The sequence below is a fragment of the Staphylococcus sp. ACRSN genome (assembly GCF_022346615.1).
In the GTDB taxonomy this organism is placed as follows: domain Bacteria; phylum Bacillota; class Bacilli; order Staphylococcales; family Staphylococcaceae; genus Staphylococcus.
Genome location: NZ_JAKRNS010000015.1, coordinates 25,984 through 48,654 on the forward strand (window position 1 = coordinate 25,984; position 22,671 = coordinate 48,654).

The 22,671-nt window shown below is 29.3% G+C and carries 27 protein-coding genes and 2 pseudogenes; 16 read left to right on the forward strand and 13 right to left on the reverse strand.

Annotated elements, in window-relative coordinates; translation table 11 throughout:
• Positions 1–74: 74 nt before the first annotated feature.
• A complete protein-coding gene (locus MHZ36_RS12760; RefSeq protein ID WP_239232096.1) occupies positions 75–1,082 on the reverse strand; it encodes a DnaD domain-containing protein in 1,008 nt (335 codons plus the stop codon).
• A gap of 388 nt (positions 1,083–1,470) precedes the next feature.
• On the opposite strand from MHZ36_RS12760, the gene MHZ36_RS12765 reads away from it, so the two are divergent.
• Positions 1,471–1,734, forward strand: a complete 264-nt coding sequence (locus MHZ36_RS12765; RefSeq protein ID WP_239232098.1) for a helix-turn-helix domain-containing protein — start codon at positions 1,471–1,473, stop codon at positions 1,732–1,734.
• A 71-nt stretch (positions 1,735–1,805) separates the two neighbouring features.
• On the opposite strand, the gene MHZ36_RS12770 is transcribed toward MHZ36_RS12765, so the two are convergent.
• Complete coding sequence (locus MHZ36_RS12770; protein ID WP_239232100.1) at positions 1,806–2,498, reverse strand: hypothetical protein; 693 nt, start codon at positions 2,496–2,498, stop codon at positions 1,806–1,808.
• A 187-nt stretch (positions 2,499–2,685) separates the two neighbouring features.
• Here MHZ36_RS12770 and MHZ36_RS12775 point away from each other — a divergent pair, with 187 nt between their 5' ends.
• The 3 genes from MHZ36_RS12775 to MHZ36_RS12780 are packed head-to-tail and all read left to right on the forward strand — an operon-like array spanning position 2,686 to position 3,749.
• Positions 2,686–2,844 carry a hypothetical protein gene (locus MHZ36_RS12775; protein WP_187115047.1) on the forward strand — a complete coding sequence of 53 codons (159 nt, stop codon included), beginning with the start codon at positions 2,686–2,688 and terminating at the stop codon, positions 2,842–2,844.
• Positions 2,837–2,968 carry a hypothetical protein gene (locus MHZ36_RS14340; RefSeq protein WP_261793568.1) on the forward strand — a complete coding sequence of 44 codons (132 nt, stop codon included), beginning with the start codon at positions 2,837–2,839 and terminating at the stop codon, positions 2,966–2,968. Before MHZ36_RS12775 ends, MHZ36_RS14340 begins: the two co-directional genes overlap by 8 nt.
• A 4-nt stretch (positions 2,969–2,972) precedes the next feature.
• On the forward strand, positions 2,973–3,749 hold the full coding sequence (locus MHZ36_RS12780; RefSeq protein ID WP_239232102.1) for a M50 family metallopeptidase: 777 nt from the start codon (positions 2,973–2,975) through the stop codon (positions 3,747–3,749).
• 57 nt (positions 3,750–3,806) lie between these two features.
• On the opposite strand, the gene MHZ36_RS12785 is transcribed toward MHZ36_RS12780, so the two are convergent.
• From MHZ36_RS12785 to MHZ36_RS12815, 7 genes are all read right to left on the reverse strand, one after another.
• Positions 3,807–4,907 (reverse strand): hypothetical protein, encoded by a 1,101-nt coding sequence (locus MHZ36_RS12785; protein WP_239232104.1) that lies wholly within the window; start codon positions 4,905–4,907, stop codon positions 3,807–3,809.
• A gap of 48 nt (positions 4,908–4,955) precedes the next feature.
• On the reverse strand, positions 4,956–5,300 hold the full coding sequence (locus tag MHZ36_RS12790) for a transcriptional regulator, SarA/Rot family (protein WP_147614267.1): 345 nt from the start codon (positions 5,298–5,300) through the stop codon (positions 4,956–4,958).
• A 101-nt stretch (positions 5,301–5,401) separates the two neighbouring features.
• On the reverse strand, positions 5,402–6,136 hold the full coding sequence (locus MHZ36_RS12795; protein WP_147614266.1) for a hypothetical protein: 735 nt from the start codon (positions 6,134–6,136) through the stop codon (positions 5,402–5,404).
• Between the two features lie 77 nt (positions 6,137–6,213).
• Positions 6,214–6,894 carry a hypothetical protein gene (locus MHZ36_RS12800; protein WP_147614265.1) on the reverse strand — a complete coding sequence of 227 codons (681 nt, stop codon included), beginning with the start codon at positions 6,892–6,894 and terminating at the stop codon, positions 6,214–6,216.
• Between the two features lie 32 nt (positions 6,895–6,926).
• Entirely contained in the window at positions 6,927–9,353 is a 2,427-nt protein-coding gene (locus MHZ36_RS12805) for an FtsK/SpoIIIE domain-containing protein (RefSeq protein WP_239232105.1), read from the reverse strand.
• A gap of 129 nt (positions 9,354–9,482) precedes the next feature.
• Positions 9,483–10,220, reverse strand: a complete 738-nt coding sequence (locus MHZ36_RS12810) for a hypothetical protein (protein WP_239232106.1) — start codon at positions 10,218–10,220, stop codon at positions 9,483–9,485.
• 42 nt (positions 10,221–10,262) lie between these two features.
• Positions 10,263–10,487, reverse strand: coding sequence for a hypothetical protein (locus MHZ36_RS12815; protein ID WP_239232107.1), 225 nt, complete (start codon positions 10,485–10,487; stop codon positions 10,263–10,265).
• A gap of 257 nt (positions 10,488–10,744) precedes the next feature.
• On the opposite strand from MHZ36_RS12815, the gene MHZ36_RS12820 reads away from it, so the two are divergent.
• Entirely contained in the window at positions 10,745–10,834 is a 90-nt protein-coding gene (locus MHZ36_RS12820) for a putative holin-like toxin (RefSeq protein WP_275432214.1), read from the forward strand.
• A gap of 316 nt (positions 10,835–11,150) precedes the next feature.
• On the opposite strand, the gene MHZ36_RS12825 is transcribed toward MHZ36_RS12820, so the two are convergent.
• Genes MHZ36_RS12825 through MHZ36_RS12840 form a run of 4 tightly spaced genes read right to left on the reverse strand, consistent with a single transcriptional unit; the run spans position 11,151 to position 14,342 of the window.
• Positions 11,151–12,218 carry a hypothetical protein gene (locus MHZ36_RS12825; protein WP_147614261.1) on the reverse strand — a complete coding sequence of 356 codons (1,068 nt, stop codon included), beginning with the start codon at positions 12,216–12,218 and terminating at the stop codon, positions 11,151–11,153.
• Between the two features lie 60 nt (positions 12,219–12,278).
• A complete protein-coding gene (locus tag MHZ36_RS12830; protein ID WP_147614260.1) occupies positions 12,279–12,554 on the reverse strand; it encodes a hypothetical protein in 276 nt (91 codons plus the stop codon).
• A gap of 28 nt (positions 12,555–12,582) precedes the next feature.
• A complete protein-coding gene (locus MHZ36_RS12835) occupies positions 12,583–12,807 on the reverse strand; it encodes a hypothetical protein (RefSeq protein WP_239232108.1) in 225 nt (74 codons plus the stop codon).
• Positions 12,808–12,836: 29 nt separating this feature from the next.
• Positions 12,837–14,342 carry a replication initiator protein A gene (locus MHZ36_RS12840; RefSeq protein WP_239232109.1) on the reverse strand — a complete coding sequence of 502 codons (1,506 nt, stop codon included), beginning with the start codon at positions 14,340–14,342 and terminating at the stop codon, positions 12,837–12,839.
• Between the two features lie 532 nt (positions 14,343–14,874).
• Here MHZ36_RS12840 and MHZ36_RS12845 point away from each other — a divergent pair.
• The 11 genes and pseudogenes from MHZ36_RS12845 to MHZ36_RS12895 form a co-directional block, all read left to right on the forward strand.
• Positions 14,875–15,411, forward strand: coding sequence for a helix-turn-helix domain-containing protein (locus tag MHZ36_RS12845; protein ID WP_239232110.1), 537 nt, complete (start codon positions 14,875–14,877; stop codon positions 15,409–15,411).
• A gap of 87 nt (positions 15,412–15,498) precedes the next feature.
• A complete protein-coding gene (tnpB, locus tag MHZ36_RS12850; protein WP_239232111.1) occupies positions 15,499–16,647 on the forward strand; it encodes an IS200/IS605 family element RNA-guided endonuclease TnpB in 1,149 nt (382 codons plus the stop codon).
• 192 nt (positions 16,648–16,839) lie between these two features.
• A pseudogene (locus tag MHZ36_RS14400) lies at positions 16,840–16,975 on the forward strand (zinc ribbon domain-containing protein); the annotation flags it as partial.
• A complete protein-coding gene (locus MHZ36_RS12860) occupies positions 16,968–17,192 on the forward strand; it encodes a hypothetical protein (RefSeq protein WP_239232115.1) in 225 nt (74 codons plus the stop codon). The pseudogene MHZ36_RS14400 and the gene MHZ36_RS12860, both read left to right, overlap by 8 nt.
• A gap of 79 nt (positions 17,193–17,271) precedes the next feature.
• Positions 17,272–17,670: a hypothetical protein gene (locus MHZ36_RS12865; RefSeq protein WP_239232116.1), complete on the forward strand. Its 399-nt coding sequence runs from the start codon at positions 17,272–17,274 to the stop codon at positions 17,668–17,670.
• A 418-nt stretch (positions 17,671–18,088) separates the two neighbouring features.
• Complete coding sequence (locus MHZ36_RS12870) at positions 18,089–18,886, forward strand: ParA family protein (protein ID WP_239232118.1); 798 nt, start codon at positions 18,089–18,091, stop codon at positions 18,884–18,886.
• Between the two features lie 13 nt (positions 18,887–18,899).
• Positions 18,900–19,181, forward strand: coding sequence for a ribbon-helix-helix domain-containing protein (locus MHZ36_RS12875; RefSeq protein ID WP_239232120.1), 282 nt, complete (start codon positions 18,900–18,902; stop codon positions 19,179–19,181).
• Between the two features lie 69 nt (positions 19,182–19,250).
• Complete coding sequence (locus tag MHZ36_RS12880; RefSeq protein WP_239232121.1) at positions 19,251–20,318, forward strand: DUF2325 domain-containing protein; 1,068 nt, start codon at positions 19,251–19,253, stop codon at positions 20,316–20,318.
• 167 nt (positions 20,319–20,485) lie between these two features.
• Positions 20,486–21,250 carry a hypothetical protein gene (locus tag MHZ36_RS12885; RefSeq protein WP_239232122.1) on the forward strand — a complete coding sequence of 255 codons (765 nt, stop codon included), beginning with the start codon at positions 20,486–20,488 and terminating at the stop codon, positions 21,248–21,250.
• A gap of 217 nt (positions 21,251–21,467) precedes the next feature.
• Positions 21,468–21,920 carry a hypothetical protein gene (locus MHZ36_RS12890; protein ID WP_239232123.1) on the forward strand — a complete coding sequence of 151 codons (453 nt, stop codon included), beginning with the start codon at positions 21,468–21,470 and terminating at the stop codon, positions 21,918–21,920.
• 32 nt (positions 21,921–21,952) lie between these two features.
• Positions 21,953–22,671: pseudogene (locus MHZ36_RS12895) on the forward strand (hypothetical protein); the annotation flags it as partial.

Here is a 22,671-nt window from a genome sequence, read left to right on the forward strand (position 1 = left end):
GAAATTAAGAAAAAATACCATTAATTTTCACCTTATTTTTTTATTGAAAATGCCCTTGTGACAGTATTTCAAATTTATTCTATGTCTTGATTTGAACTCCATCTCTTTTTCAATTGATCCTTGAACTTTTGTATTTCAATTTCTGAGACTTTTTCATTATTATTTTTTATTCTGTCTTCCATCGGACTATTCTTCTTTAGCCATTTGGGAGTTAACTCTCGTGAATTATTAGTCACTTTTACATTCTGACCTAGATAATTTTTCGCATCTTCTAAGGTTGATATACTATCTCTAATCCAATTTTCTAATATAGTTTTCAAGTACACTTTAGCATTTGTTGCGTTAACCGCTGTATGGTCTATTGCATACATAATCATATCGCTACTAAAACTTTCTGATAGCGTACATATTGTTTCTTTGTATTTTTTGTTCATTTTTATGTTTAATTCATCTTCAATATATCTTGTTAATTCAACTTTATTACTACTACATACATCTTTTTCTTTGTAGTTGTGTGTAGTCTCTTCATGTGTGATATCTTGTTGTGTATTATATTGATTGTGTATTATATTATCTGTACATTTTGTACTGTTCACTTCTGTACTGTACGAATTGTACTGTACAGATTGTACAGTAGGATTTTCTGCGTCATTGCTGTACTGTTCATTTTGTACAGTAGGTTCTTTAGGCTTTGAATCAAACCTTTCTGATTTTTCAGAACTATGATATTCTTCTAATTCCTCTATTTGCTCATCTGTTATTTCACTTGTACTAAAGTAGTAGTAGTATTCTAATTTATTATCTTCATATACCTTAAATTGAATAATATATCTAGCATCAACCAGTTCGTTCCAAGCATTTTGAATTTGTCTGCGTCCATTTTTTTCGTAGCGATTGTATAATTCAGTTTTATGGATTTCCCATGACTCAGGATAACTTTGCAAATTACATAATAAACCGATAGCTTGCAATGATAGTGGTTTACTATTAGAGTTATTGCGGTTTTTATCGCATTGCTGCAACAACTCTCTCGGTATAATTTCGTATGGTCTTTCTCCACTAATATTTTTAATTATCGACATAATAAAAACCTCTTTCCTTATATATTGGTTAGAGGTAATAAATCAGTTACATTTTATTAGAGTCTGAGGTTAAATTTTAAACTTGAAAGTATATTCTTTCATGGTTATAATAAACGTACAAATTCAACTCAAAAACAATAAATAAAAATCTACAATATTTTTATTATTGAGATCGGTACTATCACGAATAACCGATTTATTACCTATAAGCGTTTACTTCTTGCCGGAAGTAAACGCTTTTTATATACAATTATAGTACCATTAAACTATTCCACATCAAAGATAAATATATCCTATGAGATAATTTTTTGTCTTATGAGATATTATTTAAATAGTCTTTTTTTAATATAATTATATAGAAGTTAAAGTATTGAAAGGGCTAATTATTATGAAATCAAATAATGAGTTACTAAAACTCCATAAATATATTTGTTTAGAGTTGAAACATCAAAGAAACTTACAAAAATTAAGGCAAGATAAAGTAGCATTTGATTTAGGTTTTCCAGCTTCATATCTGTCTAATATAGAAAATGGAAAAAAAGAAACCACTTCTTTAGTAACTTATTTAAAAATAGCTAACTATTATGATGTAGACTTCAAAAGTATTCTATATAAAGCCGAAGAAAAGTTAAAACTTGATGAGAATTTATAAGTATTGATATTAATGCGCATTAAAAATACAGAAACGGAATGCAAAACTTGCATTCCGTTTCTGTATTTTTCTTAATTATAACTGTTATTATCAACTTCTATGTTATTATATTTCTTTTTAGTTTCTTTTACATCTTCTAATTTTAAGTTATTCTCTTTACCTTCACCTAACTTAATATGCATTTCGTAACCACTTGTATCTGAATCACCTTGTTCAGATTTAATAGTTGCCCATTTATCATTGTCTTCTTTTTCGACAATTTTAGAATATACAGCATTATTCATTGCATCTCTTACGCCACCGTAGCGTGAATCATTACCTTTTTTCATAAATTTCAATGTTACTGCTTCTGCCTTATCTTCATCATTATCTTCCGATTTCCAGTTAGGCTTTAGTACAGTTTTACCTTTAGCAGTTACATACTTAAAAGGATTTGGTTCATAATCTTTTCCCATGTCTATTAAAGATTCATTATATTTTTCATCACTTAATTTTTTTAAATCTTTATAACCAAATCCATAATTCGTACCATCTAAAAACATAGCTTTTACTTTACCTTGACCTATATACCCCGCCCATACCACATGATCTTCTTCGCTTTCATCTTTACTATCTGTGACAATTATAGGTACCGTTTTTTTAGAATTTAATACATCACTAACAGTGTAATCCCCCTCGTTTTTATTCTGATTTCCACAAGCAGCAAGAGCTATGGTCAAACCAATTAAAATTATACCCAATATATATTTTTTTATGTTTTTCATATTTAATATCCTCTCTTAATAGTTTAATTATTTTCTAATCATTTATTTGTCTATATACTAATTCACTATTTATTTTATCTTTTAATTCATTTGCATTGTATCATAATATTTTGTGTAATTGTAGCTTTTTACACAATTACACATTTAGTGATATACTGAACCTATTAATATAGAGGACGGTGAATATATGCCTAACGAGAACTATCAAACTGTACGTATCTCAAAAGAGGCTTACGAACAATTAAGGGAAATAAAATTCAAAAAAAACATGTCATATATAAATATTCTTAATGAACTTATCGAAAAAGAATATCAAAATTTAAAGGAGGAAAATAGTAATGAATAATATACAAGGCTTAATCAATTCTGTTGTAGAGCTTTTTACACAAAGTCCTTTAATAAGTGGTGGCATTACTGCAATTATCGCTTTTTGTCTTTTCTATATTGTTGCTGAAGATTATTTGAAATAAGGAGATGCTCGAAATTATTAATGAATATTATTACTATTTAGTACAACTAATAAACAACTTCTCTAATATAAGCTTGAACGCATACATTATTTTAGGTATTGCTGTAGTTTTTTTAGCTCTATACAAACTTAGGAATTATCCAATTCTAAGTACAATTAGTGTTGGATTCAGCTTCTTCCCCGTACTAATACACGAACTTGGTCATGCTTTTGCTGCTCAACTAATCGGCGGTCAAGTTGATGATATTAGAATGATCTTATCTAATAAAAAGCAACAAGAAGCGGGTAAGCAAGGTTATGCAATCACAAGAGCGAATCATCGATTTAAATTTATATTTATTACTTTCTTTGGGTACGTAGCTCCACCTTTAATGCTACTTCTAGGAATCTATCTAGTACATAAAGGGTTTACTTTTATTTTTCTTTTTTTATGTATATTCTTTTTGGTATTTTACTTTGTTCAAACTAAACAAAAATGGATTCCATTAATATTATTAATTATCGTAGGCTATTGTTGTTATAATATTATTTTTCAGCACCAACCCCTCATTACTAATAGTACGTCAATCTTATATAACACATTGTTAGGGTTGCTTTTGGGTGAAACTGTACAAAGTGTTTTTATTACTACAAAAACGACATTCAGTAAAAATGCTGCTGAGTGGGACGGCTCAGCTTTGAAATCATTAACTCATATTCCAACTATAATTTGGTGGCTTTTATGGACATTAATAAGTGTTACTACAATATACAATGTTCTAATTATAATATTTAGCAGATAATACTTTAACTAGCGGTAAAATAAAAGGGTGTACTGATATTCAGTACACCCTTTTATTTTACTTTTTAGGATCTTCATTTGTTCTTAATTCTGTTTTGCTATTGATAGTAAGCAAATCAAATATTTTTGTTTTTGTATAGTCTTGTACTTGTTTAACTTGTAGCTGTAGACCGTCTTGTGTATCATTTTCAGTTTTAATATCACTTTGAATATTTTCTAAATCATCTATGCTATCATTACGCTTATTTTGTATATCAGTATTACTCGTATCCGTATTTTCTAAAGTTTCGTCCATTGAGGAAATTGAACTTGTTGAATCTCCTCCATCAGTATCTACGCTGTTATCATAATTCATATCGTTTTCGTCTTTTTTCAATGCTTTATTCGCCTTCTTAATGTCTTTCACAATGGCTGCTTCTTTGTTCTTTAATTTTTCTTCAGCATTTTGTGACTTCTCATAATTTTCACGAATATCAGCTAATTGTTTTTTCGCAAATGTTGTATAGTACAAATCAGACATAGACATATCAGTATCTATTGTCTTATCTTTCTTTACATTATTCGCTTTCGGATTAATTGTAAAACCAACACCATTATAATTAACTTCTGTCTCTTTGCCTTCAATATTTAATGTACCATTACCTTCATTAGACGTTGAGAAATTAGAATTATTAGTCACAATGACAACTAACGGTTCTTTTGGCAAATCTCCTTTAATAGCTATTGCTCCTTCCCCTGAATTACCAAAAAATACAATTGACGATTTCACATTACTAGGTAATTGTTTTTTCATAACAGGCATTAAAACAACTTTGTAGTCACTTGCATCTGTACTCTGTTTTTCACTATCTCCAAGTTTAAAAGGAACTATTGTCATATCTTTATTTCGCTTTTGTTGTTGTAAATTAAATTTTGTTCCAGTCTTTGAAAAAGATAGGGCTTGATCTGTATCACTTACAGTCATAGCTTTTATATATTCTTCTTTATTTTTATGGTGTTGACCCAAACCAAAAGCTAGAACTAAAGCAGTTGAAAATATCAAAAACCAAACTAATCTATTGGGTAATATATTGGTCTTTATAAATTTATTTAACCATGAATACCCCTGTACTGCTTGCAAACTATATAACTTAATTTTTTTAAACGATTTTTTAAACAAGGTACCACCTTCCCTTTCTATCAAAGTCTATGTAAGTATATGCACCAGTTACACTTCATAATCTTTGATATATTCATTGATTAAATCCATTAGTGCTAAAGTTTCTTCCATCTGTTGCTCCGACATAAATACAGATACCTTTCTCATATCTCCTTTATGTCTTTTCCTTTTAAGATATCCTCTTTTTTCTAATAGTTGCAATTGTCTAGTTAGCACACTATTATCTATTTGCAAAATATGATTTAAAGTTTGTAACTCCATACTTTGGTTTTGGCTATTAAGAACCAAACTTAATATTGCAATATGATTTTGTGTTATATCTAGGCTTTGATGCAAATACCTATTTAACCTTTGTATATTTAAGTTCGCTTTTACAAAACTATCTACATTCATACTCGCACGCCTTCCTCATAACGATAATTAACTTAAGTTTATTATATAGTTTTAATATATATTTGTAAATCATTTGATGTCCGATTTATTGGTTCAAAAAGTTAATTTTGAGGTACTTCAGCAATCATAGCTCTTACATATTTTATTATTACTTTTACAAGCCATACCTTTAAATCATACTCTTCAGCAAGTTCTTTTTCTGTGCGCCCTTTTTTAGATTTATTGTAAATATCAATATTTTCCAACAATATATTTTGTTGTTCGATATCTATACTTTTTAATAAAGGCTTATTTTGATGTAAGTCTTTTTTTATTGAAAATACAGTGTTGGTAACAACTTGATACTTTTTAGCTATTTTATAACCTGTCTCTTGATTCAAAAGTAAATCATTTTTAATACAATGTCTTATATACCAAGTTTTAATACGCTTTTCAGACATAATTGCTATATTATTTATGTCGAACTCATTAGTGTTTAGTTTATTTATCACAGCATTTCTTTTTTTTACTATAGATAAATCCTCATACTTATTATTCCTACCAAATAGTTTTTCAACATCAAATTCCAAATACTCAAATGGTATACTACGTTGAATTTGTATATATATATCATTTAAAACTTTTAGTTTTTTACTATTTTTATGTTCTGTAATATCAGGATCAATTTCTTTAATGGCTGTATAAAACGTATGTCTAGGTAAACCAGTTTCTTGTAAAATATCTTTCACTTTCTTATAACCATACATGTATTCTTTAAAATTCTGTTTGTTATCTTTTTTAAGGTAATCTAACATTTTATCTAGATTCTCGTGTCGTTTATATGGTTTTCTGTTCATTTTTCAACCTCCTTTTTTCAATAATGATTACAAGATAACCTCCCCAAATAGAGGAGATTAAACTTATTTTTGAATTTTTATAGCCAAACAAATTGTGATTTATCGTGAAATTTTTTGTCATCAATTATATTGTTGTCTTTATCCCATACAGTTGCATGCCATATAGCTGTATTGTCCTTTTGTCTCACTATATTGATGAACCACAATATCTCTTCTCTATCGTTCACATTTGCTATATAATTCTCGAATTTTTTCAACTCACCTTTGTTAATTTTTGCCGAGAATCCTACTAACAAACGAGCATCATCTTCTGAACCATGAAAGCCTATTGGTATCATGTGAGTTCTATCTTGTGTTCTTGTGTCTTTGTGATATACCAAAGGCTTTAATTTTTTAATCTTCGCTCCGTTTCGCTCTTTATACCTCCAACTAGAATTAGCTTTAAATTTTATAGCTAATTGATGGTAATCTTTATCATGATAGAAATATCCTAGATTATAGCCACTTCTTTGTAATAGTTGTAAAACCTTTTCTTTCTTTAAAATACTATTTAATGTAGTTAGTTTTACGCCTATTTCACCACGTGCTAAAAATTCTTTAGTTTTCTTTTGTTCCTCCAAACTTACTATCCGTTTAGTATTTCTCTTCAACTTTTTCTTTTTACGCTTTTTTTGTTCCTTATGTTCTCTAATTTCTTGATCTTCAAAATGGTATCTATAAGGTCTTAACCATCTATCTACATTTTCTAATACACCCATCAACATCATTCCCTACGTAGTAATTATTAATATTATCTATCTTTATCTCTAACTAAATTAGATGTATCAATTTCAAATGTAGGTTGATCTTCTGTTTCTTCGTCACTTTCATTCTTGTTTTTTCTTGCTGCTCGACGTTTTTCTCTATTTCTAATAGCTTTTGTTAATTCATCTTCTTCATCTTCTTCTGATTCATTCACGTCATTTTTCATTGGTTCTTCAAAAGTATGAGCTGAATCATTTTTATTTAAATCAGAATTTACTTCATAGTTTTCAATACTTTGTTGACCTACCTGACTATCTTGTTCTAATCTTGTACTCTGTAGTGCAGTCATAGCACTGAAAGTTTCATTCGACTCTTCATCTTCGCCATTTTCTTCTGCTTCTTTTCTTGCAACGATTGCATGATAGTCAGGAGAAGGTGGCTTCTCAAATTTCTCATTTAACGCATCAAATATTTGCTCTAATTGTTTACGCTTAATGTTAGCACCTTGCGCTCTAATAGGTTGAGTTCCTTGAGGTGAAAATAGCATATCTCCTTGACCATTTAGTTTCTCTGCTCCACTTTCTTCTAAAATGATTCTGCTGTCTGTGTCAGAACGTACACTCATTGCCCATCTTGTTGCTAAGTTTGTTTTGATTAATCCAGTAATTACTTCTCTAGATGGTCTTTGTGTAGATAAAATCAAATGTATGCCACTAGCACGTCCCATTTGTCCTAATCTTGTAATAGCCAATTCAACTTCGTCTTGAATTTGTGCCATCATATCCGAAACCTCGTCCATAAAAATTACTATATAAGGTAATTTATCTTTATTGTTTTCAACCGCCCATTCATTATACTCTTCAATATTTTCCATTCCGCCTGCATTCTTAAGCATTGTATATCTTTCTTCCATCACATAAACAATATATTTTAAAAATGGTACAACATCATTTTTTATATCTGTAATTACATCTGTTAAATTAAATGGCGATCTATTAAAAGGAACAAAGTCTGTTTGTTTAGGGTCAATGATTTGCATCAATAATTCATCAGGCGTACTTTTCGCTAGCATTGAAGCTAACGTAAATTTACTTGCTACAGATTTACCTGAGCCTGATGTTCCTGCTAATAAAGTATGTGGACCTTTGCTAAATAAAAAGTCTACAGGATTGTTTTCGACATTCTGACCGAGTACAGCGTGAGTTGGATTCTCAATTCCTTCAGAAAATGCTCTTTCAATCAATTTACCACCATCAATAGGAATACGGTCATCTTGTGGTAGTGGTATATTAATTATCATATTATCTGCTTGTTTATCGACTTTAATATCTTTTACACTTAATTCTTGCTCTAATGCTTTACCTATTTCATCTAATGATTTACTAGCTTGTGTGAATCTAGTACCATAAATGTATTCTATAGCTGAATTAAATATACGTGGCTTTTTAGCTTCAACTTGCATACCCATAGATGCTAATAACACATCAACTTTACCTTGATTCTTATCAGCAAATTTCTCAGCTTTTTTAGTTTGTTTTGCTATTGTCTTAGGATTTTCTGACAATATATCTAATGGATAGTTATAACCATTATTCACATCATTATCATCACTAGAAACATTTTGAGATGGACTATTATTTATTTCTTCCCTTTGTTTTATAACGCTTTTAGCCTCTTTTAGTTCTTTTTCTTGTCTACCTTCAAAAATGAAGTACCTAAAGTTTTCCGAAAATTTTTGTGCATCAAATTTCACATTATCTGTAATATCCGTTAATTCTGTATGCAAGTCTTTAATTTTTTTAGTAATTTGTTCAGTTATAGTCGTTGTCTTCCCTCGTCTAATTCTAATGTTATAGTGTTTAACTGCCACTGGTGAACCTTCAGGTATAAAAGTGTGTATACGCACTTTTAACTTACGTCTAATATGGCGTCTTACTTTCTTTTCAAATTTACTTAAAGTAGCCTTTTGCTTATTTTTTTCTTTATTACTTCTGTTAATGTAACCAACATCGATTTTACGTATAATTTTACGTTTTACTTTACGACTTTGACTATCATTTAATAAAGGCGCCATTTCTCCATAATGATGACGCATAACCATTGTAATTATGTATGCGACTATCAAAATAACTAAGCAAATAAGTAACATTGTCATCCATTTCGTCCCACTATCAGTAGTAGCATTAGCAAACGACTCACTCCATGTATTAGTGTGAGGTAGCCAATCCGTTCCAAATGGATCAGAACCTATTATTGTTCCTATTATATTTCTAATTACATCTAAAATTGTTTTAGCAACTTTATACCAGTGGTCTCCATCAAATAAAAAGCTAATAGCTTTTATGAAAAATTGTTTTAAAACTACAAATATAAGCACTGATATAGCAAACAAGATACCTATTACCCACATTATTCTGTAGATAATTCTAGATGCTTTAGCATATCTTTCTGAATACCCTTTATTTTCTGCCATGTCTATTTAACTCCCTTTCTAAAAATAGTTTAATAAACTTATTTTTATTATATATTTAAGTTATATATTTGTAAACATTTCGACAAAAAATAAAAGCGAGAAAAACTCGCTTTTATTAATATATTTATATTACTCTTCTTCTTGGTCTTGTGGGTCTCTTGTTATCCTAATAGTATAATCTACTAACCTTTGTTGTATTAGTAATTTATGGAATTGATTAGCTATAAATGACTTAACTGTTTCCGAACCATTAAAATATCCTGAATCTAAAACACGTTCTGCTAATGAATCATAGCTAACTTTAGGTCTAACATCTTCTACTCTATAATCCTTATTAGTTAACTTAATATTGTTTCCAAAACCTTCTTCCGAGGCTGCTATTTTTACCTCTTCTTTGAATTCATTTGATTCTTTTAACCTAGTCTCTATTTCACTTTTAGAAAAGCTACTAGCCATTGATTTTGCTAAATATGATTCTGTAGGATATCTGTCTAAAAATTCTTCAGGAGAGGCTTTAGCTCTAAAAACTATTTTTGTTTGGTTTATATTTTTTAGAATAATTTCTATAAAGAACTCTGCATCATTTCGTACAGCTTCAAATTCTTCTGCACTTTCAATAACGTTCGCATTTTCAATATAATCAACGAAAACATTCGTATCACTTTTAGGTGTTATAACAACATCAAGTACATTTTCTTTATCTACATCAACGTACTTTGGAAACCCTTGTTGCTGAAGAAATTCCGAACCCATTTTTCTATATGCCTCATTGTATTCTCTTTTGAAAGCCTCTTCTAACATTATGTCGTTAAAACTCGCTTGAAATTGTTTGTCTAATACTTCCCTTTGGGATTTATTCAATTTCATATACTCAAACCTTTCTATAATTATTTACTACTAAAAATGAGATTAAATGGATTGATCCTTTTCTAATTGTTCCATGTAATTATACAAAGCTAGTGCAGTTGAAAGTGATATATTATCTATTTTGGATTTACCTGTATTAAGCTTAGAAATAACTACGGCAGTTACACCTGTTTCCTTACTCACCTTATATCCTGTAATTTGAGGATAATTGGGGTCTTGAATTAAATCTAATAGCTTTTCTATTTTTTCAATAATATCTATTTCCATTAGTCACCGTCCTCAACCACTAATTAACTTATGTTAATTATATATTTGGTAATAACCTATGTAAAGTTATATTTGTATGATTGATGATTAACTTATATTTATTTGATATCACTGCACTTCCATATTCATGATGGTATAATACATGTGTGAGCAAGTTGAATAGATGGTGGCTAACCTAGTATAGGGAGAGTGATGACTTATGTTTTATTCAAGTCTAATCTTTAGAAAGGAGAAGCCTTTTGGTATCAATTATAGATATGTTACACCTAATGTTAGGTTTTGGTACATTTATACTAACTTTTATAGGTGTGATAATCTCTATTATCAAATTAAGCCAAAAAAAATAACCATCTCATCATATAAACTTTAGCAGGTTTAATGAGATAGTCATTTTTTGATTTATCAAGTTTACCTAAGCTACCGTCTTTCGAACGGGCTCTTTGGACGACATGTTAGCGCATGTTGTCCTTTATTTACTTGCAAGTAAATAATCGCATGACTGATTATGAAATACTTATGATTCTTTTAACAATTATTAGTTTAGTATTAATAAACAATAACCATTAACAACTTTAGCCAGTAAATCATTTATTACACCATCATAATAGCACATGACATTTTTATTATCAAATACCTTCAACTTTACTTTAATAATGATGTAGTTCATTCAAACTTAGTTGTATCTATATTAGAAAAGTCAATGTATTCTTCTTTATTTTCCTCAGCTACATTCACGAAAACTTTTTTTGTTGATTTAATAATATATTTTCTTAGTTGCTCTACGGTTTCTTGTTTCTCATACATTTTACGTTTTACCCGTTTTAACATATTGATTAGTTCAAACTCTATATCTTCAATCGTCAAACGATATTCCACTGCTACACTGTCATTATATGATGTTTTGCCTATTAATATATAATCTTTTAACAACTCAACTTCAGTTAAAGTGAAATTCATTATATAATGTTTTAATCTTTCAGGAAATTGCTCTAATATTGCGTATTTTATATCTTCCTCATGTTCACTTGATGCTATACTTCTTTGATGCTCTTTTAAACGCATATACTCATTGAAATCTAAAGTTATTGTATTGTTATCATGTTGTGAATGGTTTGAATGGGATTCACTTTGTAATATATTATCTACATCTTTTTCTCCATATATATCATTCACACCATTCATACCATTTTTTTCATTTGTTATATCTTTATTTGTTATATCTTTTATTTGTTCTCTCTTAGCTCTGGGTTTTGAGGTCTTGAAATTCAAGTCTTGAATTTGAGGTCTTGAAAACCCAGAGTCCAAATTTTCTTGTTCTATAGCCTTTTTTGACTTAGGACTAAAATCTTTAACGGTTTTTGCCCCTTCTTTTTTCTCGATTTCTTTGATGTCTTTTTCAGTGAATGGGTATACTGTGACATAATAAATATATTTGTATTTATTACCTTCTCGACGCTTAAGTTGTACGATATAATCATTTGCTACTAATTCGTCCCACGCTCGCCTTACAGAAGCCTCTTTATTTTTTGCATAGCGTTTATACAATTCCGTTTTATGTAAGTCCCACGATTCAGCATAACTACGAATATTACATAAAAGTCCTATAGCTTGTAGCGAAAGGTTTTTGTTGTGCTTACTATTAGTATCACAGGCTTGTAACAACTCACGAGGTATCTGTTCATACGGTACATTCTTTTTAAAATTTTTTATATTACCATTGCCTGTACTCATACGTTTTCCTCACTTACTCTTATAAAATTTTCATAAATAGAATTTTAATAAAGGGTACGTCTACTTTTTCTTAGGTTTTTCTCTTCTATATCCCTTATGGTTTTCAACAATTGAACATATATCCTTTTTGTGGACGACTAATTCTCCCTTTATCGGTTCTTCTTTAGTTCCGATATTTGTAGCGATTTCAATTTCAAAAATGCTATATTTTAAAAATACACCCTTATACTCAGTACCGTCCATAAGCGTCAAAATAACTTTTTGACCCAAAAAAATTGAAAAGGGGTGCCTTAAGTTTTTAATTTTACTATTACTGATATTCTTACGCTTTTCCATAGTTAGCCCCTCCTCTCATACGCTACTTTTATTCTGCAACTTGGCTTATTGATCTAATCCCATGTTTCATAAATAGCATGTAGCCTTTCACAGGATTTTCTTTAGTATTAATATTTGTTTCAAGCATTATAGAAAATTGATAAACCTGAATTAATGTACCTTTTCTTTTTTTACCGTCCATAGCTGTAATAATAATCGTTTTATCAATAAATGGTTCAAATTCCTCTAAACTTGCTACTCTTTTCTTTGCCATAATGCATTCTCCTTTGTAATTAATTATTTTTAATAAACACCTAGTGCATCAAGCTCATTAGTTATGTTTTCAAATGACTCAGTATTTACACTTGGTCTACTATAATTGCTAGGCGCAATGTTTTTTAGGTTTTTGTTTCGTACAAATTTTGCTTGTTTAATGTCATTTTTATATGCATCTTTAGTATTCTTAAATTCATTATACGCATTAATAAATACGTTTTTAAAGCTAGTGAAAATGTAACCTGTATTGTTCATATCTTTTATAGTCTCATTATCTTTAATTCGCTTACCATGTAATCTTTTTAATAATTTTTGTAATTCAAATTCCAAATCTTCTACAGAGTATTTTTGTTCTTCTGAGCATTGAATAAATAAACCATAATTTGAGATTAGTGATAAGTCATTTAAGTAAGATTGCTTAGCTTTAAATAAATTATCTTTAATAATCTTAATTTCGTTTAAGTCAAAGTTATTAAAATAATTTGCTAGGTGTTCAGGTAGATATTTAGTTAGAGATTGTTTTTTGTAATTTTCAAATTCTAATACAGCGGAATTATGATTTGTTTGATTTGATGTATTTACTTCACTCTCTATATTAGAGATATTCATATCATACATATCATTAGTTACTGTGTTACTAGAAGATGTGTTACTAAAACCTGTATTACTTAACCCTAACTTTTCAAAGTTTTCAACCCCAACTTTTAAATTTAAGAACCCTAACTTTTCAATAATACTAGATACAGTCACTTTTTCTAATGGGTGTTTTTGCTCTTCCGCTTCAGTTGTTTCTTCAACTTCGTTTGGCAAATTAATTGGTTCATAAGCATAAAAAGATAATGCTTTACCGAAACGTTTACTCTTTAATAAGCCTTTTGCATATAAGATATCTCTATCCTTTTTCAATGTATCTTCATTGATGCCTAGTAATTCGCAAGCTACATCATTTGTAAACCAGCAGCAAGTATTACCATGCTTATCAATATATCTTTTAGTATTCTTGTTATTTTGAATAGATTGTAAATGACGTTCTCTTACTAATGCATAATAAATAATAGCGTTCTCTGTTAATACTTTATAGTAATCATGTTCAATTAGATATTTAGGTATTTGTGCAAATGTTAAGCGTTCAACTCCTTTACTATCTACAAACGTTGATCTTGAATCTTTAACATCAGGTTTAGGTACATGAATAAGATTTTTGTTTTCTTGTACTAATAAACCTAAGTCGATTAAGTGTTTAATCTTAGTCATAACTGTTTGTCTTGTTACACCTAAAGCTACAGCAATACTTTCTGTATCAAATCTTATGAATTTTTTACCTTCAACGTTTGTTGTGAAATGATTGGTTTTAACTAATCTAGCAAATTGATTTGCCACCATAGTATAAACGAGCTTGCTATTCTTTTGTAATTTAGATGGCTTGTTTGTTTTCTCACTTGTGAATGTTTCATAAGATAAAAATTTATAATATTTAAAATATTCGCTTACGACTTTTTCGCTGACTTGTCTATGCTTGATACTTTTTGGCATATAAAAAACTCCTTCCAAAAAGAAACCTGTTCTCTCAGAAAGAAGTTAGTAAAATACGTAAATGTAATGTTAAAAAGCTATTACAAAAGCGTTTGCAAGTAGTTCAATGTCTTGCAATATAGACGAAGTAAAGGTATAATATACTTATCATATAAAAGTAAAGTAATTATATAGAATTTTTTTCTGTATTTATTACTTCTTTCTGTAATTGTAATTTTGTTTTTTTCTGAGTAAACAAACTTTTTAACTTAAACATTAGTTAATATACTTCGTGTATTTTTAACTTTCTTTCTGATTGGAACTCAACTACTGTCAATAGTTGGGTTTCTTTTTTTATGTGATTGTATTATTGAAATGATTTATGTAATAATAATAACATAAAGGTTAGTAAATGTATAAACAAAATCTCTAGTTATTAAAAAAATTATAACATACTTAAATCTATACGTTGAATAGGTTCTCTGTATTTTAATGATAAGTATAGTAATTAATACTGTTAAAAATACAAATTTTAAATATGAGGTATAAAATAATGAAATCTAAAAATGTACATGAATATATAAAAAAAGTAGCTTTCTTAATTAGAAAAGAAAGAGAAAGAAAAGATATCAGTATTTTGTATATGACTGACAGATTACAACTTAGTGACTCCTACTATAGGCACTTAGAACGAGCGACAACACAACAGGTATCTTTGTATAAATATCTACAGATGGCTCAACTGATCCGTATTCCTTTATCAGAGGTATTAGAGTATGTGGAAACTAAAAATGTGAATATGAAAAAAGAGACTTATAAATTAGGATATAGCAAGTTACAAGAAAACTTTGATATAGATAGTTACATTAAGGAAATTGGAGAAGAACTCAGAAGACGTAGAAAAGAACAAAATAAATATCAAAAAACATTTGGAGACGCTATGGGGATTACAAGTCATTATTACGGTCATATTGAGCGTGGTACACAAATGAGTATCTCTTTATATAAATATAAAGTAATAGCTGATATCTTAGATACCCCATTACATATTATCTTGCGCCAAGTAGAAGAAAATTTGAACATTAAATAACCAATCAAATATAAATTATAGCGGTGGTATTGCCTGTCTAGATTGAAACAATAAGAAAATACATTGAAAAACAAGGAGGTAATTGAAATGGGTGAACACAGAGCGTACAAATTTAGATTATATCCAAATAAGGAACAAGAGATACTAATTAACAAAACTATAGGTAGCTCACGTTTTGTGTTTAACTATTTCTTAAGCCTTTGGAAGGAAGAATATAAGAAAACAGGAAAAGGATTAACATATAACAAATGTGCGACAATGATACCCGCATTAAAGAAATCAAATGAGTATAGTTGGTTAAAAGAAGTTGATTCAATAGCGCTACAATCTAGCGTGAAGAATTTAGAGGATTCATTTAATAGATTTTTTAAAAAGCAGAACAAAGCACCTAGATTCAAAAGTAAGAAGAATCCAAATCAAAGCTATACCACTAAAAATGTTAGTAATAGTATTCAAATACAGGGTAATAGAATCAAATTACCTAAGTTAAAAATGGTTAAATTTGCTAATAGTCGAGATATTAACGGTCGTATATTAAGGGCTACAATCAGCCGTAAAGCTAGTGGTAAATACTTCGTATCATTGTTAGTAGAGGAACACATACAAGAGTTAGACAAGTCTAATAATAGTGTTGGTATCGACTTAGGTGTTAAAGACTTTGCAATCCTAGACGATGGCACAGTGTACAACAATAACCGTTATACAACTAAAATGGCAAAACAGCTAGCAAGAGAGCAACGCAAATTGTCACGTAGATATGAACAAGCTAAAAAGGACGGTAAGAAATTAGAGGACGCTAAAAACTATCAAAAACAGAAAATTAAAGTTGCTAGATTGCATGAGAAAGTAGCTAACCAAAGGAAAGATTTTTTAAATAAAGTAAGTACAATTATTGTCAAAAACCACGATGTGATTTGTATTGAAGATTTAAACACGAAAGGTATGCTACGCAATCACAAGCTAGCTAAATCACTCATTGATGTGTCTTGGTCTATGTTTGTAGACAAATTACAATATAAAGCTGATTGGTATGGTAAACAGGTTGTTAAAATTGATAGATGGTACCCTTCATCACAAATATGCTCAACTTGTGGTGTCAACAGTGGAAAAAAAACACTAGACATCAGAAATTGGACTTGTGAATGTGGTGCAGAACATGACAGAGATATAAACGCCAGTAAGAATATTAAAAATGAGGGATTAAGACAAATTCAATCATTCGATAAAGTAGGATAAATAGAATATAAACCGTAGGAACTACGGGGCTATCTTGGTTAATAAAAGAAGTCACTGGCATAGTTAAGATACTAACTAATTGTTAAACATGCTTTGTTCCCAAGAATCCATACACTTCAATACGTGATTTTTTTTAAAATAGTATAGGTGTTGGTAGTTCAAGTATAGGGTCGTAAAATCTTTTTTAAACGCTACGCTTCATCACAAATATGCTCAACTTGTGGTGTCAACAGTGAAAAAAACACTAGACATCAGAAATTGGACTTGTGAATGTGGTGCAGAACATGACAGAGATATAAACGCCAGTAAGAATATTAAAGTTGTATAGAACGGTATCTGTAAATTTCACTAATTTCAAAGATAGTCGTATACAGCAATTGGAACTGTTTAAATCTGATAAAGAAATTAAAGAAGAGATTATCAATGAATCGATTGATAGAGTTAACCTGAAATATGGGCAAAATATAATTAAACGAGCGATTAGTCTTAAGCAGTCCAGTACATTGAATAAACAGAATAAGCTACTTGCAGGACATAAAGCATGAATTAACGTTTGACAACGTACCTACAAATACGATACACTTATCAATAATTAAAAGGACAAGTATATAAGGAGATGATGATATGATAGCGACGGTTAGCAAATTAATTAATTCTAATATATCAGCAGCAGAAATCTATAGACAAACGGGTGTTGTTGCTACAACAATCAAAAAATTGAGATTGGGTAAACAGGATATAAACACGATGAAATATTATACATTGAAAAAATTATATGATTATCAAGTTTCTCTAGATGAGAAAGAAATCGATGGTGATAGCTATAATGATCTACAAAGTGTTTATGAGAAGTTAGAAGAAAGTGACGATTATAAAGAGAAATATCAAGAGCTATTAAATCTTAATACTAAAGTGGGCATTAAATTTAGAAAGATTATTAAACCCGCAATAGAAGATGAACGGACTTTAGAAGATGTTAATAGATATATTGATTTATTAGTTACACATGAAGAACTTAAGTAATATATAAATAGTGGTATTTCTGAGTCGCAAATAATTTGCGACTATTTTTTTGGCTTTTTATTCCCCTCCCCTATCGAGTGATATGGCTATTAAATCTAAACAAACACTGTAGATAAAAGGTTTTCTAAGGTATCTATATATGAATAAATATTATGATATGTGTTAAAAGGCATATGCATTTAAATATTTAGGTAGGTATAAGTATCCATATACATTTAAGTATATGTTATATGGATAAATGTATTTACGAAAATAAATATTTATATATGGTTTACGTAGAATATTTTTTTAGGTATAATAGTGAGTGTACATGAATGTATAATCGTATATATAGGAAAAGGTATATAAGTGAGTAACTAAATCGTTGTATATATGAGGATTATCTGATTTAGGGATTATATAAGAAGAGGTGGTAAATATGAAAATCGCTAGTTTTGCAGCGGTAGATGGTGGTGTAGGGAAGAGTACCTTGTGCTTTAACTTTGCAGAGTACCTAGTTTCTAAAGGGTATAAAGTTTGTTTAGTAGATAAAGACCATCAAGCAAAGTTGACTCAACTCTATAGTATTACCGATCAAAATAATACAGTAGCTAATATCTATAGAGAAGCAGGCGAAGTAGATATTGTTAACATTAAGCCTAACTTAGACATCGTAAAAGGATTTATAAACTTAGATAAAATAGAAGATAGCTTGGTAGCAACGAGTTATAAAAATAATATTTTTTATATGTGGTTAGAGGATAATTATAAAAAAAGAAATTTTAATGAATATGATTACATGATAATAGATACACACTCTGATTTCAGAATTGCCACTAAAAATGCAGTTACAGTTAGTCATGCATTAGTTACACCAGTTTTAGATTCAGATAATACAGACTCAGCAAATTTAGAGTTCAGGTTAGAAAAGTTTAAAGGCGAAAATATAGATGTAAGAACAAGAAAGTCTCTAGTTACCGCTCAAATGTTACGAGTAGGTTCTATAGTAGACCGTACTAACGGCTTAGGTAAAGAATTTATAGAGAAAATAGAAAATGATGATAGATATGTAACTTATTTTCCGAAACGATTAGTATTTAATAAATCACTAAAAAATGGTAAATCAATTTCACAACAATTTATCGATAATGAATTAAGCAGAGATGAAAAGGTATTTATGGAAGAATATGAAGAAAGAATGAATCAATTAAAAGAAGCAATAGATGCTATAAAATAATAGGAGGGGTCGTATGGCTTTTAATGAGAATAACCCAGTATCAGAAATGTTTGAAAACGCTGGAACACAAGAAAATGAACCAAAGCAACAAAATATAGGGGGTCAAAATAGTCCTAGTGCAGAAAACAGCCAACAGAAAAGTATTAATTTAATTACTAAACCGAAGATAGAAAATCGTAGAAAGTATAGTTTTACTATCAAACCTTCAGCAAGAGAAAAGCTAGATAAATTAGCTAAAGAACACAATTATCCATCATCTTCAAGATTTATCGAAGAACTAATAGAGAATATATAATAGATTAACACCTCGTTATAATTAGCGAGGTGTTATTAGTATTAATAAGAGTAGAAGGGGTTAATTCATATGGAAGAGCATAGATCAGCTATAAGGTTAAAGGAAACTAAAGAAGATTGGATAAAAGATATTACTAATACTGACGATATAGAACTGATTGAAGAATATACAAAACATTATTTAGTTATTTTGAATGAGCTTAAAAAGTTGAGTGAATTAGATAAAATATATAAAGGGGAGAAAATAGAAAAGCATTTAATAGATAATAACTTAAATGAAACAGAAGATAATTCTATTACCGACAATGAAGAAAGTTCAGAAATAAAAGATGATATTTATATTTTAAGACGTAAACTTGTTGGAGGTGAAGGGTTTAAAGAGTTTGATAAAAAAACAATATTTGTTCCTGAAAGTATTATCCGTAGACAAGGATTAGAACATGGTGAAAAATTTAAATATATTAAAGATGGATTGTCGGAAGGTAGAGATAGTTTTGAAAATATTAAACCTGTAGATAAATACGAATCAATAGAAGATAATGAAATAGAAAGTTATGAATTTGCAGTTGTAGATTATGACTATGAGGACGAAAGCTATGTTTGTAAAAAAGCCTATGAAAATGGTGTGTTAAAAAGCATACCGAAGTTACTAATAAATGATAATGACGTCGATAAATTTAGTGTGAGAGTAGATGATGTTGTAAGCATTGCACATTTCCCTAAGCGCAATATTGGGCGGATAAGATGGTTATATGATACAGAAGAGATAAAAACTATAAGTGAGGTAAAAAAGCATTCTTTCTACAAAACGAAAGAGGAGAGTCCAACTCAATATTTTAATGAAAAGCTATTTTTAAATTTAACTATAGCTATAGTAGGGGCTAATAGTTTCATTAATAACTATATAGAGGAAGTCGAAAAAAGAGGTGGATTTGTTAAACATACGGACTCTGATGTTTATACCAATGTAGAAAATATAGTAAAACAATCTGATGTGGTAGTAGTTCCAATAACTCAAACAAGTCATGCAAAGATGAAAATTGCAAGAGACGCATCAGATAAATGGGGAAGACCCGTTGTATACCTACAAAATAGTGGGCGAAATCATTTCGTCAATGAAGTTGAAAATGTGATATAAAATTAAATAAAGATATGAGAAGACAGCGTACACAGAGTATGTTGTCTTTTTAATTTGTTTTTATACGACCTTTAAAAAGTTATTTATAAAAACATATTAAGACCTTGACAGGTCGTAATTGAAATTGATAAACTTATGTTAATTAATTGACGAGGAGGAGTATTCAAATGGTTAATAACTCCAACGATAAATATGTAGAGAATTTGACAATGAAAGAGATTATACAAAAATTGTTAGATAGTGAACTGAGTGCGTATAAAATTGGCAAATCAGCAGGGGTACAAGATAGTTTAGTAAAAAAATTAAGGAACGGCGATCAAGAAATTGGCGCAACTAAATATGAAAATTTGGAAAAAATGGCGGATTTTGCTAAAAGAAGTGGTATTTTACTTCAAGACATGCACGACCCAAATGAGGTTGATATCAAACTTCATAAAAGTGTTATGACTTTTATAGAAGATATTAAAAGTAGTTTAGCTTACATTAATAGTGCTAATAAAAAGTCTATAGATAAGGTGTATGTATATGATGAGTATCATCTGAATGAACATGGAGACTCTGTTTATAAAACATCGTATATTGAAATAGATAACAATATATTAATACCGATTAGTTCTAAAGGATTAGGTAGTGATGAATGGATTCCTTATAACATCAACATTAGGAATGAGATTCAAAATACAAATCATATTAACGATATTAAACAATTACGTTTAACGTTTAATTCAGAGCAACTTATTAATGACCTTGTTAGTGAAGAGAAAAAAGGTAATAGAGTAAAAATGAATGGATCGATGTTATGGCGCAACAATAAAACGAGAACAATATCAGTGTATGATGTCCGTAACAACACTGAAATATTGGGTTACGAATCTTCATATTTTGATATTAGATATAATGTCGAAAAAAATAACGAAGAGAGAGGTGATTAACATGTTTTATATTGTATTAACAATAGCAGCGTTTCTAACTTTTTTCCGATTATTACTATCATATACAAACCTAAATGGATTTCTGAGTTTTAAAAATAACTATATGACAAAGGGGCTTATTGGTTCGTTTATATTTAAACTTATTATATATATTTTTGCATTAGTTATATGGTTTCAATTATTGAATTTTATATTTACGCCAAATTCAGAGGAGATATTGAATAAAGTAAGTGAAAACAATTTATCCATTTATGGATTTATAGCTTTAGGAATAATTTTGATGACGATATTTACAAGTGTAATTTTCATGAATATTTTAAGATACGGCTATTACACAGTATTTTCACTTGTTAGGTTGAAAAATCAGAAAAAGAATACAATTAGTAATTTGATGCTTAAAGCTATTCACAATGAGTCTGACGAAGTTATTGTGGAGAGATATAAAGAAATGGATAAAGCGCCACTTCTACCATATGAGGAGCCTAATTTGACTCGAGCGGAGGAAATGAAATTAATTTCAGCTCTAGTAAATATGGGAGAAATTGAAACAGCCAAAAATTTAGGTAAAGAATTTATAAGAGTAAATAAAAAAATAGTTAAAAATCAAGTTGCATTTAAAAAGATTGGCAAATCAAAAAAGACTTTACAAGCAAGAAGTTCAAATAAATAATAAATGATTAAATCATAAAGGGGACAATATCAATGAAGAAATATATAATTGCGTTAATAGTTATGGTATTAACGTTAAGTGCATGTAGTAACGATGAAAAAAAGAAAGCTGTGACTATTAAGGATAAATTGACGAAAGATAAGCAAATCGCTTATGTATATGATACTAAGAGCAAGGATATTAAGAAGTCTGACAAAGTACAACAAATATTGTCTATCGACGATGGTAAAGCGAAACCGTATATGATAGAGAACGCATCACTTACATTAGATGAATTGACGAAAAAAGATGATGAAGAAATTTTAAAAATTGCAAAAAAAGCTGACAAGAAAGCATTTGAAAGTGAAAAAGAAGCAGGGTTAGAAAGTGAGAAATTACTGTCTGTAATAGAAAAAGATAAAAAGAAAAAGGCAGATAAAAAAGACAGAATAACAGATTTGGAAAATGTAGAATATAGTAAGCCGAAAGCTATACAGTTAAAATTTAGTGCCCCAATTAAAGATTCTAAGGATTCTAAAGAAATCGTTTTAACGCCTGATCCATATAATCCTTATACAAGCATGATGCTAGAACGCAATAAAGACTACGAAAGAACAAATAAGTCTTTCCCTATGATATTTTCTGATGAATTAGAGAGTACCAAAATAAATGGCGAGAGATATTCAGGATTACAAGATGATGTCGGAGACAAGAATAGAAATGTCGTAGTGCAGTTGAAAGATAATGAATCAAAAGTAACGTTCGACAAAGC

Coding starts and splice junctions, on each gene's coding strand:
- MHZ36_RS12760 (WP_239232096.1), bottom strand. CDS start 1,082: ATGTCGATAATTAAAAATATTAGTGGAGAAAGACCATACGAAATTATA.
- MHZ36_RS12765 (WP_239232098.1), top strand. CDS start 1,471: ATGAAATCAAATAATGAGTTACTAAAACTCCATAAATATATTTGTTTA.
- MHZ36_RS12770 (WP_239232100.1), bottom strand. CDS start 2,498: ATGAAAAACATAAAAAAATATATATTGGGTATAATTTTAATTGGTTTG.
- MHZ36_RS12775 (WP_187115047.1), top strand. CDS start 2,686: ATGCCTAACGAGAACTATCAAACTGTACGTATCTCAAAAGAGGCTTAC.
- MHZ36_RS14340 (WP_261793568.1), top strand. CDS start 2,837: ATGAATAATATACAAGGCTTAATCAATTCTGTTGTAGAGCTTTTTACA.
- MHZ36_RS12780 (WP_239232102.1), top strand. CDS start 2,973: ATGCTCGAAATTATTAATGAATATTATTACTATTTAGTACAACTAATA.
- MHZ36_RS12790 (WP_147614267.1), bottom strand. CDS start 5,300: ATGAATGTAGATAGTTTTGTAAAAGCGAACTTAAATATACAAAGGTTA.
- MHZ36_RS12795 (WP_147614266.1), bottom strand. CDS start 6,136: ATGAACAGAAAACCATATAAACGACACGAGAATCTAGATAAAATGTTA.
- MHZ36_RS12800 (WP_147614265.1), bottom strand. CDS start 6,894: ATGGGTGTATTAGAAAATGTAGATAGATGGTTAAGACCTTATAGATAC.
- MHZ36_RS12805 (WP_239232105.1), bottom strand. CDS start 9,353: ATGGCAGAAAATAAAGGGTATTCAGAAAGATATGCTAAAGCATCTAGA.
- MHZ36_RS12810 (WP_239232106.1), bottom strand. CDS start 10,220: ATGAAATTGAATAAATCCCAAAGGGAAGTATTAGACAAACAATTTCAA.
- MHZ36_RS12815 (WP_239232107.1), bottom strand. CDS start 10,487: ATGGAAATAGATATTATTGAAAAAATAGAAAAGCTATTAGATTTAATT.
- MHZ36_RS12820 (WP_275432214.1), top strand. CDS start 10,745: ATGTTACACCTAATGTTAGGTTTTGGTACATTTATACTAACTTTTATA.
- MHZ36_RS12825 (WP_147614261.1), bottom strand. CDS start 12,218: ATGAGTACAGGCAATGGTAATATAAAAAATTTTAAAAAGAATGTACCG.
- MHZ36_RS12830 (WP_147614260.1), bottom strand. CDS start 12,554: ATGGAAAAGCGTAAGAATATCAGTAATAGTAAAATTAAAAACTTAAGG.
- MHZ36_RS12835 (WP_239232108.1), bottom strand. CDS start 12,807: ATGGCAAAGAAAAGAGTAGCAAGTTTAGAGGAATTTGAACCATTTATT.
- MHZ36_RS12840 (WP_239232109.1), bottom strand. CDS start 14,342: ATGCCAAAAAGTATCAAGCATAGACAAGTCAGCGAAAAAGTCGTAAGC.
- MHZ36_RS12845 (WP_239232110.1), top strand. CDS start 14,875: ATGAAATCTAAAAATGTACATGAATATATAAAAAAAGTAGCTTTCTTA.
- tnpB (WP_239232111.1), top strand. CDS start 15,499: ATGGGTGAACACAGAGCGTACAAATTTAGATTATATCCAAATAAGGAA.
- MHZ36_RS12865 (WP_239232116.1), top strand. CDS start 17,272: ATGATAGCGACGGTTAGCAAATTAATTAATTCTAATATATCAGCAGCA.
- MHZ36_RS12870 (WP_239232118.1), top strand. CDS start 18,089: ATGAAAATCGCTAGTTTTGCAGCGGTAGATGGTGGTGTAGGGAAGAGT.
- MHZ36_RS12875 (WP_239232120.1), top strand. CDS start 18,900: ATGGCTTTTAATGAGAATAACCCAGTATCAGAAATGTTTGAAAACGCT.
- MHZ36_RS12880 (WP_239232121.1), top strand. CDS start 19,251: ATGGAAGAGCATAGATCAGCTATAAGGTTAAAGGAAACTAAAGAAGAT.
- MHZ36_RS12885 (WP_239232122.1), top strand. CDS start 20,486: ATGGTTAATAACTCCAACGATAAATATGTAGAGAATTTGACAATGAAA.